This window comes from Cobetia crustatorum (assembly GCF_000591415.1).
GTDB classification, from domain to species: domain Bacteria; phylum Pseudomonadota; class Gammaproteobacteria; order Pseudomonadales; family Halomonadaceae; genus Cobetia; species Cobetia crustatorum.
Map to the genome: position 1 here is coordinate 1 of NZ_JEMF01000052.1, position 12,202 is coordinate 12,202.

At 59.5% G+C, this 12,202-nt stretch carries 7 protein-coding genes and 3 pseudogenes; 4 read left to right on the forward strand and 6 right to left on the reverse strand.

The genetic code is table 11. From position 1 onward, the window contains the following. Nucleotides 1–440 (reverse strand): transposase (locus BF12_RS0111850; RefSeq protein ID WP_156941172.1); only part of this gene is annotated, 440 nt, incomplete at its 3' end. Nucleotides 441–480: 40 nt separating this feature from the next. On the opposite strand from BF12_RS0111850, the pseudogene BF12_RS22050 reads away from it, so the two are divergent. Next, nucleotides 481–591 (forward strand): annotated as a pseudogene (locus BF12_RS22050) (IS630-like element ISHsp2 family transposase); the annotation flags it as partial. Between the two features lie 534 nt (nt 592–1,125). Here BF12_RS22050 and BF12_RS0111855 read toward each other — a convergent pair. The 4 genes and pseudogenes from BF12_RS0111855 to BF12_RS19865 all read right to left on the reverse strand — a co-directional run bounded on the left by BF12_RS0111855 (nt 1,126) and on the right by BF12_RS19865 (nt 6,658). Continuing rightward, nucleotides 1,126–1,647 (reverse strand): flavin reductase family protein, encoded by a 522-nt coding sequence (locus tag BF12_RS0111855; RefSeq protein WP_024952467.1) that lies wholly within the window; start codon nt 1,645–1,647, stop codon nt 1,126–1,128. A gap of 290 nt (nt 1,648–1,937) precedes the next feature. Then, a pseudogene (locus BF12_RS19860) lies at nt 1,938–2,971 on the reverse strand (methionine synthase). Nucleotides 2,972–3,068: 97 nt separating this feature from the next. After that, entirely contained in the window at nt 3,069–4,058 is a 990-nt protein-coding gene (locus BF12_RS0111865) for a DUF1852 domain-containing protein (RefSeq protein ID WP_024952468.1), read from the reverse strand. 549 nt (nt 4,059–4,607) lie between these two features. After that, nucleotides 4,608–6,658: pseudogene (locus tag BF12_RS19865) on the reverse strand (sigma-54-dependent Fis family transcriptional regulator). 421 nt (nt 6,659–7,079) lie between these two features. On the opposite strand from BF12_RS19865, the gene BF12_RS0111875 reads away from it, so the two are divergent. Together BF12_RS0111875 and BF12_RS0111880 are read left to right on the forward strand one after the other, a co-directional pair. Next, nucleotides 7,080–8,876: an NAD(P)/FAD-dependent oxidoreductase gene (locus tag BF12_RS0111875; protein WP_024952469.1), complete on the forward strand. Its 1,797-nt coding sequence runs from the start codon at nt 7,080–7,082 to the stop codon at nt 8,874–8,876. Between the two features lie 84 nt (nt 8,877–8,960). Further along, nucleotides 8,961–9,737 carry an SDR family NAD(P)-dependent oxidoreductase gene (locus BF12_RS0111880; protein ID WP_024952470.1) on the forward strand — a complete coding sequence of 259 codons (777 nt, stop codon included), beginning with the start codon at nt 8,961–8,963 and terminating at the stop codon, nt 9,735–9,737. Nucleotides 9,738–10,000: 263 nt separating this feature from the next. Here BF12_RS0111880 and BF12_RS0111885 read toward each other — a convergent pair whose 3' ends face one another. Then, the gene (locus tag BF12_RS0111885) at nt 10,001–11,041 is read right to left on the reverse strand and encodes an SDR family oxidoreductase (protein ID WP_024952471.1); all 1,041 of its coding nucleotides are present in this window, start codon (nt 11,039–11,041) and stop codon (nt 10,001–10,003) included. Between the two features lie 147 nt (nt 11,042–11,188). On the opposite strand from BF12_RS0111885, the gene BF12_RS0111890 reads away from it, so the two are divergent. Beyond that, nucleotides 11,189–12,103 carry a LysR family transcriptional regulator gene (locus tag BF12_RS0111890; RefSeq protein WP_211242444.1) on the forward strand — a complete coding sequence of 305 codons (915 nt, stop codon included), beginning with the start codon at nt 11,189–11,191 and terminating at the stop codon, nt 12,101–12,103. Nucleotides 12,104–12,202 lie beyond the last annotated feature (99 nt).

Below are 12,202 nucleotides of genomic sequence, written 5' to 3' on the forward strand. Positions count from 1 at the left end.
GTCTCGGCGAGGGCCTTGTCCTTGCGGTGCAGCTCGCGCTCCAACTTACGGAGCCGCTTTTGCTCCGCCTTGCGAGCCTGGCGTTGTTGCTTGGCCTGCGCTGCCACGTCGTCGTTGGCGTTCATGCAGGCATCCCGCCAGGCTTCCACCTGCTCGGGGTAGAGCCCACGCTCGCGGCAATAGGCGCTGAGTTCGGCCTCGTTCATCGGGGCCGTCTCCAGGACGATCTGGAACTTCTCCTGGCTGGTCCACTGGTCGGGCTGGGTGGAACGTGATGGCAAAACTTGTCCTCGCTCTCTGGCCTGTTTCCGCCAATTGTAGAGGGTTGTTGCAGTGATGCCTTCCTGTTTGGCCAATTCCGGGATGGTCATGCTCATAGGCGGCGCCATCTTCTTGAGGATGGCTTCCTTACGCTCTGTGGAATAACGCACGTTGATCACCTCTCAATCCGTTTAGGTGACAACTACGCTGGCAGATAAGGAGTATGCATGGCTGCCACTGAGTGCATATCTGTCATTTGAGCACCTGTGCGATGAGGTGCACCGGCTGCTCGACGGTTATGGCGCTGAGCGCACGATTAATTTTGAATAGGCACTTACCAGACGCGTGACGGTGGAAAAAGCTGGAAGCCTTGGGTCAAGGTATCTCAAGCGATAGACAGTACCGTCCATGGGCTGGAACTATGGGGTATGACCGTCGGTAAGGATAACGTCTGGGCAGTGCGGCGGGCCAACTTTACCTCTCCCGTATCACAGGGCGAAGATGGCACCACGAGATATACGATGGGCAGCACCGCCACGATTATCTCTTGGCCGAGAGCCAATCCTGAGAATTGAATCATTCTAAAGCATTATTGTACTGCACGACCGGTTACTGGGTGTACTCCCTGCCACCGACGAGGCTTATCTCGTAATACTAGGTCGTAGGGAGGTAGCTATCTGAGCATTGCTCCATGGAAATCTCGGAGGTCTCGAACTCTTAAATACTGAGTAATCATGGATTCATGATCGAAACAATAGCCACAGATGAACAACACCATGAATCCAGTACTGATTTTCCCAATGATTCCATGCGTGAACTTGTGCATAGAGATGGTTCAAAATACAAGATGGCCTCCAGTGAATGTCACTCAGACGCCGCCAAGCCCCCGTACTTCCCCTTGAAATACAGCAGTGGCTGCGCCGTGCCTACAACATCCAGGTTCATTCCTTTCACTTCCCCGATCACGATCAGGTGATCACCTGCGGGGTGCTCAGCGTGAATCTTGCAGTCGAGCCAATGCAAGCTGTCATCGATCACCGGGTTGCCGAGGGGAGAGAGCTGCCAGTCGATACCTTGCCATTTGTCCGCGCCGCGCATGGCGAACTGGTTGGAGACATGGCTTTGCTCGCTGGAGAGGATGTTGACGGCGAAGCGTTCTGCCTGGCGAATCTTCGGGTAGCTGAACGAGCTTGCCTTGACGCTGAAGGAGATCAGCGGCGGGTTCATCGAGACGCTGTAGAACGATTGGCAGGTGAAGCCGATCGGTTCGTCGTCGACCTGGGTAGTGATGATGGTGATGCCGGAGGCGAAGTGGCCGAGGGCTTCACGGAAACTGGCGGGGTCGATGGTGGTGTCAGCTTTGGTGTCAGTATCGGAGAGTGACATGGCAAATCCTGGGAGAGTGGGGAGGTGGTAACGAGCAGCCGTGGGGAAGGGGCTGTAGCGATAGCGCGGGACTGGGCGCTTGGGGGGCAAGGGTGAGAGTGATGAAAAAATGGCCGTCGTGAATCCTTCACGATGGCCATTTTTGTTTGCGGCGGTATCAGCCGCGTCGACTTTCACCCTTGAGTACTATCGTCGGGCCAATTCGGTTCAGAACTAGCCTGGCGCTATCTGTCAGTGCTGTGTCTTGGCTCGCGCTGTACCTTGGCCAGTTCAGTGTCTCGGCCAAGCGATCAGCGCTGTGCTTCGAGTTCCTTGCGCACGATGGCGGCACCGGCGCTGAGTGCTTGCAGCTTGCCGCGGGCGACTTCACGGGAGAGAGGGGCCATGCCGCAGTTGGTGCAGGGGTAGAGCTTGTCGGCATCCACGAACTGTAGCGCCTTGCGCAGGGTCTCGGCGACTTCTTCCGGTGTCTCGACGGTGTTATTGGCAACGTCGATGGCGCCAACCATGACCTTCTTGCCACGGATCAGCTCGATCAGCTCCATCGGCACGTGGGAGTTGTGGCATTCCAGCGAGACGATATCGATGTTGGATTGCTGAAGCTTCGGGAAGCTTCTTCGTACTGACGCCATTCGGAGCCCAGGGTGTTCTTCCAGTCGGTGTTGGCCTTGATGCCGTAGCCGTAACAGATGTGGATGGCGGTCTCGCACTTGAGGCCTTCGATCGCACGTTCCAGCGTGGCGATGCCCCATTCATTCACCTCATCGAAGAACACGTTGAAGGCCGGTTCATCGAACTGGATGATGTCGACGCCTGCCGCTTCGAGTTCCTTGGCTTCCTCGTTGAGGATCTTGGCGAACTCCCACGCCAGCTTCTCGCGGCTCTTGTAATGGCCATCGAAGAGGGTGTCGACCATGGTCATCGGGCCAGGCAGTGCCCACTTGATCGGTTGATCGGTCTGCGAGCGCAGGAACTTGGCATCCTCGACGAACACCGGCTTCTGGCGGGAGACCGGGCCGACCACGGACGGCACGCTGGCCTCGTAGCGATCACGGATCTTGACGGTTTCACGCTTCTCGAAATCCACACCATTCAGGTGTTCGATGAAGGTGGTGACGAAGTGCTGACGCGATTGCTCGCCATCGCTGACGATATCGATCCCGGCGTGCTGCTGCTCCTGCAGAGAGACGCGCAGGGCATCCTGCTTGCCCGCGACCAGTGCCTCACCTTCGAGTTTCCAGGGGGACCAGAGGACCTCCGGTTCGGCGAGCCAGGACGGTTTCGGCAGGCTGCCAGCGGTGGAGGTCGGGAGTAATCTCGTCATGATGAATAACCTTGTCCTTGGAATGGTTCAGATAGCGAATGTCGTTCGTCGATCAGCGCGCGCTGTTTGCGGATCAGTGAGCTGACCGATGATGGATTTATCGGTTGGCGGACCAGTTGGCGGACCACTGCTCGAGCAGGTTCTGGTAGGGCTTGATGAAGCTCTCTTCCACGAACTTGCCCTGCTCGATGGCGAGCTGGCTGCGCTCTTCGCGGTCGTACACGATGCGCGTCAGTGAATGGTCCTGCTGCTTCAGGCTCGCCTGATAGGATTTACCGGCCACGGAATTGGCGTTGTAGACCTCGGGACGATAGATCTTCTGGAAGGTGTCCATGGTGCTGATGGTGCTGATCAGTTCCAGATTGCTGTAATCGTTGAGCAGGTCGCCGGTGTGGTAGAAGGCCAGCGGTGCAACGCTGCCCGGCGGCATGAAGTAGCGCACCTTCAGGCCCATCTTGCTGAAGTAGGCATCGGTCAGGGAATCGTCGTCCTGGCGATATTCCACCCCGAGGATCGGGTGCACGTTCTCGGTCTGCTGGTAGGTCTTGGTGGTCGAGACGCTGATGCAGATGATCGGCGGCTTCTTGAAGCATTCCTTGTAGGCAGCAGAACCCACAAAGGCCTGGAACAGATTGCCGTGCAGCACGCCGAACTGCTCCGGCACGCTGAAGGAATCCTTGCCCTTGTTGTGCTCCAGCAGGCGCACGCTGAAGTCATAATCGCGCACGTAGGACGAGAAGTTGTTGCCGGTCACGCCGTCAATGCGCTGATTCGTCTGGTGGTCGACGATGGTGGTCTGCAGGATCTCGATGATCGGCAGGGCATTGTCGGAACGCGCGGCATCGAGATTCAGCTCGACGGAGATGATGTCCAGCTCGACGGAGTAACGATCGCCCTTGGGGTTGTCCCAGTTGGCCAGCGCATTGAATCGGTTGTTGATCATGTTCAGCGTGCTGCGCAGGTTCTGCTGACGGCTCTCACCACGCGCCAGGTTGGCGAAGTTGGTGGTCAGGCGGGTGTTTTCCGCCGGAACGTAGTTCTCGTCGAAGCGCAGACTGTTGATGCTGAAACCGAATTCGTTGTTCATGGCGTTCACCCTGATCCTGAGAGAGAAAATTCACTGTGTCGTCGACATCTTCCCGTGATCTTTCAGGCGTCTCGTGAGCGGGTTGCTCTCTGTGAGAACGCATCCATGCCGGGAGAGGCACGCTGCTCGCCATCACGTTCCGTGTGCTGGCTGTGAAGTGCAGCGTCATGGGAAGTCTTCATCAACGATCTGATGCAGGTGAGTATCTAGTGCCTGTCTCCATGACACAAACTGGATTTTTTAATGTTCAAGTTGAGTTAAATTCATGATGAGGGCGGGCGTCATTTCGCACGTTGTGAAAGCCGGCGAATCGAGCGGGGATAGGCGGGCTCAGCAAGCACGCAACGTGAGCCGCAGAGACGTTGACGTGAGGAGTGGGTAAGAAGGGTAAGAAGGGAAAGAGGGGTAAGGGGGAAAGAATGGAGAAACACACACGCTGGCCCGAACTTCCGCTCGGGCCTGTGTGTGGCAAGCACCTGACGTTTCAGAGCACGACACCCTCATGCACTCTTCACGTTCTCCATACTCGGCCATGAAGATGCAGCTGGCTCATGAGGCGAGCGGCTGATGATTGGGCGCCACCAGGCCATGGCGGCGCATGCGGCGGTAGATGGTGGGCCGCGAGACGCCGAGTTGGCGGGCGACCTGGCTGACGTTCCAGTCCGTGTGGCGCAACAGCTCGAGCAGTTCGTTGGCGTCCGCATCAGTCCCCGCATCAGCCCCTGCAGACGCGGGCGCTGGAGAGGCCGGGTTCGAGGAAGCGCCGGATGCGAAGGGGGAGGCAGCGGCAAGCGGACTGGCAGCCCCGCGGGTGCTGCCGGTGTGGGTCTGGCAGACCTCCGGCAGATCATGCAGGGTGATTTCATCGCCTTCCGCGGTGGCCATCGCGAAGGCAATCGCATTGCGCAGTTGGCGTATGTTGCCCGGCCAGTGATGACTCAGCAGCGCACTGATGGCATCGGCGCGCAGGTGGAGTGACTGTTCGCGTTCGGCTTGCAGTTCCGCATGCAGCTTGCGAATGAGGTAGTGACGATCGGCGCGCTCACGCAGTGCAGGTAGCAGGAGTTCGGCGCCGTTGAGTCGGTAGTAGAGGTCTTCGCGGAATTGCCCGCTGGCGATCAGCTCCGTGACATCACGATGCGTGGCAGTGATAACGCGAATATCCACCTTGATGGGCGTCTCGGCCCCCAGTGGCGACACCTCCCGTTCGGCGAGCACGCGCAGCAGGCGTGACTGGAGCGACAGCGGCATGTCGCCGATCTCATCCAGAAACAGCGTGCCGCCGTCGGCCTGTTGGATCAGGCCGCGCATGCCCTTGGGCCTTCCTCCCGTGAAGCGCCCGGCAGATAGCCGAAGAGTTCACTTTCAATCAGCGATTCCGGAATGGCGGCGCAGTTCACCGCCACGAAGGGCGACTTGGCGCGTGGTCCGCTGTCATGCAGCGCCCGCGCCAACACTTCCTTGCCGGTTCCCGTCTCGCCACGAATCAGGATGCTCACGTTTTCATGGCGCATGCGGCGCGCCAGCTTGAGCAGCCGGTGCATGGAAGGGTCGTCTCCCGCGAGCTGGTCCAGCTCGGGCACCGGGTCATCCTGCTGGCTGACGGTGGGGAGGGCCCGCACCGGATAGCCGCGTGGCTCGATCAGTGTCACGAAGACGATGGCGTCATCCGCCCGCAGACGGAAGGCGCGAATCTGATCCCGGCTGGCGTGCGGAATGCTCAACAGCTCATTGAGCTCCCCATCGAACAGCTGCGTGACGGCGGGCAGGGTGGAGACCGTCCACGGCGGCCAGCGCTCCAGATGCGCATCGATCAGGCGCCGGCCTTCGTGGTTGGCGGCGATCACCTTGCCATCTTCCTGAATGGCAAACAGGCCACGACCATTCAGGTGTACGAATTCCCGCGCGGTATCGAAGCGAAGGATCAGGCAATCCCGATAGCGATGCAGGAAGTAGGCATCCTCGATCATGCGGGCATGCAGGGTGACGAGGGAGAGCGCAAAGGTCTGGCTCTCCTGCGGGCGGGGCGACTTCAGCGCCGAGATGTCGAGGGCGGCGATCACACGGCCCTGGGGATCGGTGATGGGGGCTGCGGTGCAGGTCAGGTCGATGTGGGTGGCATCGAAGTGCTCACGCTGATGGCAGGTGACGGCTGCACCATCGTGCAGACAGGTGCCCGCCGCTGAGGTACCGGCATAGCGCTCGTTCCAATCCGAGCCGAGATAGAGACCCGCGCGCCGCAGCTCACTCAATTGATCACGTTGGCCCCGGAAATCCACCGCGATACCGCGTTGATCGGTGAGGATCAGCGCATAGCCATGTTGTGCGATCTGACTATAGAGCCGCTCCACCCCGGCACGTGCCACGTGCAGCAGCTCATCCGCCGATTCCTGATGATCGCGCAGCGCCTGCTGGGTGAGAACACGGACCGGGCGAGGGCGGCTGGGGTCGAGCTGATATTCCTCCAGACAGCGCTGCCAGGAACGACGGATGACATCGCGCTGCGTCTCGGGGAAGGCGTCGCGGCCTTCGCCCAGTTGCATCAGGGTCTGGATATGCTGCCGCTTGTCGGGCTGCATCGTTTCGAGTTGGTGAATCATGGCTGCCTCGGCGCTGGCCGTCTCGGGACGGCTCTTTTGATAGTGGCTATGGCTCTTGTGCAGGTGGCGATGGCTCTTGTGAAAGTGGCAATCGCGGTTGTCACAGCAGCGGCCATAGCGAAAGCGGCGTGTGCTCCTTCAAGCGTATGCGGTGTGGCGGGAGCGTCAATCACCCTGTCCTGCATCCTTGGTCGGGGCGTTACAGGTGTAACGTCCCGTGTCAGGCGTACGGCGTACAGTTGTCACAAGGAAGGTGGAGAGCCCAGCGAGGCGAGGAGGGTGGTGATTCGGTAGTGGCGAATTTTTGTCATTCACGACAAGTGCTTACGAGCTTTGTCAGTCGTGCATGACGAAGCTGGCATGCTTGATGCCTTGGATCGAAGGCGTGACTACAACATCCAACAACACGCGGAGAGACGACATGACCGCACGCACGCCAACTCAGATCGCTCAGCAATGGCTCGATGATTTCGAGTCCTCCCTGACTCAGCGCGATATCGCCCGGGTTCTCTCGTTGTTTGGCGAGGAATGCTACTGGCGCGATTTGATCGCCTTCACCTGGAATCTCAAGACGTCGGAGGGCAAGGACGAGATCCAGTCGATGCTCGCGGCGACCCTCGAGCATGTCGCTCCCTCTCGCTGGCAGCTGGATGGTGAGGCCAGTGAGGTTGGCGGCATCGTCGAAGCCTGGTTCACCTTCGAGACCGCCGATGCACGCGGCAAGGGCTTGTTGCGCCTGAAGGAAGGGCGCTGCTGGACGCTGTTGACCGCCATGCGCGAACTCAAGGAATTCCCCGAGCCGCTGGGCATGCAACGCCCCAAGGGCGCCGAGCATGGTGCCAACAAGCAGCGTGAGACCTGGCTTGAGTCGCGTCAGCGCGAAGAGGCTGAACTGGGCTACGAGCGCCAGCCGTATTGCGTGATCATCGGTGGCGGTCAGGGCGGCATCGGGCTGGCCGCAAGGCTCAGACAGATGGATGTGCCGACCATCGTGATCGACAAGAATCCGCGTGCGGGCGATGCCTGGCGCAATCGCTACAAGTCCCTGTGTCTGCATGATCCGGTGTGGTACGACCACATGCCCTACATTCCCTTCCCGGCAAACTGGCCGGTGTTCGCGCCCAAGGACAAGGTCGCGGACTGGCTGGAGATGTACACCAGGATCATGGAGCTCAATTACTGGAACTCCACGGCTTGTGAGAGCGCGCACTTCGATGAGGCGAGCGGCGAGTGGGTGGTCGAGGTGGTACGCGACGGCAAGCCCGTGACCTTGCGGCCCAAGCAACTGGTGCTGGCCACGGGCATGTCGGGCATGCCCAATGTGCCGCACTTTCCGGGGGCCGAAACCTTCGAAGGTGAGCAGCAACACTCCAGCCAGCACCCGGGGCCGGATGCCTATCGTGGCAAGAAGGTGGTCGTGGTGGGCGCCAACAATTCCGCTCACGATATCTGTGCCGCGCTGTGGGAGCACGACGCGGATGTGACCATGCTGCAGCGCTCCTCCACGCATGTGGTGAAGTCCAACTCGCTGATGGAAGAGGCGCTGGGGCCGCTCTACTCCGAGCAGGCAGTGCAGAACGGCATCGATCACCACAAGGCGGACCTGATCTTTGCCTCGATCCCCTACCGGATACTGCCTGACTTCCAGCGCCCGATCTTCGAGGCGATTCGCAAGCGTGATGCCGACTACTACCGTCGATTGGAGGCGGCAGGCTTCCTGCTCGATTTCGGCGATGACGACTCGGGCCTGTTCCTGAAATACCTGCGCCGCGGCTCCGGCTACTACATCGATGTGGGCGCCTGTGATCTGGTCGCCAATGGTGACATCAAGTTGCGCAGTGGCGTCGGCATCGAGCGCATCAATCCGCGCTCGGTCACTCTGACCGATGGCTCGGAATTGCCCGCTGACCTGATCGTCTATGCCACCGGCTACGGCTCGATGAATGGCTGGGCGGCACGCATCATCTCGCAGGACGTCGCCGACAAGGTCGGAAAATGCTGGGGCATGGGCTCCGATACGCTCAAGGACCCCGGGCCCTGGGAGGGCGAGCTGCGCAACATGTGGAAGCCGACCCAGCAGCAGGCGTTATGGTTCCACGGCGGCAACCTGCACCAGTCGCGCCACTATTCCCAGTATCTGGCGCTGCAGCTCAAGGCGCGGCTCGAGGGTATTCCGACGCCGGTCTACGGCCTTCAGGAAGTCCACCATCTGAGCTGAGGCCAGTGGCGCTGGGCAGTCTGCCAGCGTCATGGTAGCAGCGCAGCATTTGCAGATTTCGGTGAAAGATTCAGGAGACAACTCATGCAACTGAACGACAAGATTGCACTGGTGACAGGGGGTGGGCGCGGTATTGGCCAGGGGATCGCGCTGGCATTGGCCAAGGCGGGCGCGGATGTCGTGGTGGCGGATCTGGACCTCGCCATCGCCCGCGAGACGGCGGCAAAAGTGGAGGCACTGGGTAGACGGTGTCTGGCGCTACAGGTCGATGTCGCGGATGCGGCGTCCGTGCGGCGCTTGATTGAAGAGGCAGAGGTCGGACTCGGCCCGCTCGATATCGCCGTCAACAATGCCGGCATCATCGGCATCCATTCCATCGATGCGCTGACGGTGGAGGAGTGGGACCGCGTCATGAACGTCAATGCGCGAGGTACCTTCTTGTGTACTCAGGCCGAGGTCGCCGTGATGCGCTCACGCCGCGTCGGGTGGATCATCAACGTGGCCTCGATGGCCGGCAAGGTCGGCTTTCCTGATCTGTCGCACTACTGTGCCTCGAAGTTCGCGGTCATCGGCTTTACCAATGCCGTCGCCAAGGAAGTGGCAGCGGAAGGCATCACCGTCAACGCGATCTGCCCGGGCGTGGTGGGCACCGGCATGTGGCGGGGCGAGAGTGGGCTCTCGGCACGTTGGAGTCAGGAAGGCGAAAGCGAGCCCGCTGCATGGGAGCGCCTGCAGAAGAGCCTGCTGCCCCAGGGAGTCGCCCAGACACCTGAGGACATGGGGCAGCTGGTGGTCTACCTCGCCCAGGCCGAACACGTGACAGGGCAGGCCATCGCCGTCGATGGTGGCTTCACGCTGTAAGCTAGCGCTGATCATGGTTCGATACATGATGACAGCACGAGACAGGCCACCTTCGCTAATGGAAGGCGGCCTGATTGTCGTGACGGCTCCTGACTTCTGTCACTTGAAGGCTTTATGACCCTCGCTCATGGGGCGGTCTACTCTGCAACCGCGTAGGCTCATGCGGTTATCTGTCAGCGTGTTAGTGCCCCCGTAGTACGTCATCGCTCAAGCACTTAGGGCGAATCGAGCAGGTGCGTACCAGAGGGTCGAGTGATCAAACGTCAAGGGATCAGGCGGCGTTCCTTCATGGCCTCAAGGTGCTGAATGAGACTCTGGGGTGAGTGGCGACACATTTCTGCAAAGCCGGCTTGGCGAGCCTTCGTCAAATCAAAGACAGCGTCCTCTTCGACATGGAAGATGAAATCTCCGAAGCCACCTTGGGCAATCTTGTCGATATCTGTCTCGGCAAGTCCTTGGCGCTCTGCAAGCGTCTTCCAAGTGCCTGACACGGCAGCGAGACGTGTCTCCAACGAAATAGGTTGAGGCTCGCCGGTCTCAAGCCCAAACCAGTTGGCGATCTCTGGCCAGACGTGGCGCCACCGAATCTGATCACCATTGGTGACGTTATAGGGCCCTTGCTGGTTCTCTGCGATGGCCCACAGGGCGGCTTTGCCCACCAGATCGGCATCGCAGATGTTCAGCAAGATATCGTAGGCACGCGCCGTACCGGGAAATTGCATGGCAACACCGAGCTCCCGGCAAAGCGTGCCATAGAGACCGATAAGGTTACCGAGGTTCATGGCTGAACCCAGGGAATGGCCTATCACGATGTCGGGACGCAATGCGGTCCAACGAATTCCCTTGCCTTCGAGTTCGCGAGCCAGATCTTCATGCTCGAAATACAGGTTGGGGGGGAAATGCCGGCTGTCCTCTTCTCGAGCCGGTGTTTTGTAGACCCCGAGGTGAGCACCGTAGACCTTCCCGCCCTGTACGAAGACCTGGTGCTCGATTGACGCTTGGGATTCTTCAAGCACCTGGAAGAGGTGCCGCATCATGTCGCCATTCTGTTGTGCTTCAGTGGCAGGGTCCGGATCCGGTTTCAAGGCGGCGTAAAATACGTGCGTCACGCTGCTCAGTACATCACTTGCATCTCGCAAAGAGGCAATATCCAAGAGATCGGCGCTGATGTGGTGTCCGCTTCCCGGACCCTCTGAGGAGCGAGAGAGTGTCGTGACTCGCCATCCTGCCTCTTCAAAGGCCAATGTTGCTGCACGGCCGATGACGCCACTGGCACCAGCGACTAATAGGTGATGTTGGCTCATGAGACTCTCCTGTCCTGTGGCGCATGATCATGGGAGGGGTCGCCCATGACGTCGGCCCTGACAGTGGCATTGTTTGTTTTGCTAATAAATGCTCGACTGATGAATTCATCCTTCACTATATGGTGAATAATGGATCGCTTGGCGTTAATGAAACTTTTTGTGGATATCTGTGAGCGTGGGTCAATGGCGGCGGTGGCCCGTCAGCGAGGCCAGTCCCCGTCATTGGTCACCCAAGCCTTACAGAAGCTTGAGCAGCAGGTCGGGGCCAAGCTTATCGTCAGAACAACGCGTGCCATGCATTTGACGGCGGAAGGCGAACAATTTCGAGACGACAGCGAAAGGATCCTGGCCGAGTATGACAAGGCTCTTGAGCGGATCTCGGGCACAGGGTCGCTGAGTGGCACCATCAGGCTGACGGCGACCAATGATTTTGGCCGCACGCGCCTACCACGGCTGATCGATCAGTTCCTGATACAGCACCCGGAAGTAAAATTTGAACTCGTGCTATCCGATGGAGTGTTGGACCTGGTCGATGAACGATTTGATCTGGCCATTCGTCATGGGCCGATGGCGGACTCAAGCTTGACGTCACGACGTCTCGTCAGTACCCATCGTGTTGTGTGTGCGGCACCTGCTTATTGGCAGGACGCAGGGCGCCCCCAACACCCATCAGAGCTGTCATCCCACCAGTGCATGGTGCTCGCTCGCCCAGGAGCGCCCCAGAACCATTGGGAGTTCCAGGAGGCAGGGCAGGTATTTTCCGTGACGGTGGCGGGGAACCGAATGGCCAGCGATGGTGGCGCGTTGCGCGAGTGGGCGATCGCAGGGGCTGGAGTGATATTTAAATCGATGGTGGATGTGGCAGAGGATATTGAGGTCGGACGACTGGAAGTTGTGCTGAATGACTATCGGATTCCTGAAGTGAATCTGTACGCCGTGTTTCCGGAAGGCAGATATGCAAGTCGACGGATCAGTACCTTCATCGAATTTCTTCACGACAAGCTTGGCAGTGAGAGAGAGGCCTCACACTGCCAGAGTCGTGCATCCAGCTCTCGCGCTTGAGGGCTGCCGGGGAGTGGCAAGGGCAAAGAACGACCCACATCATGTCTATGGCAGGCTGGGCCTCGGATGGCCAATCCGGTTGTAGTGGTCAAGTGTTTT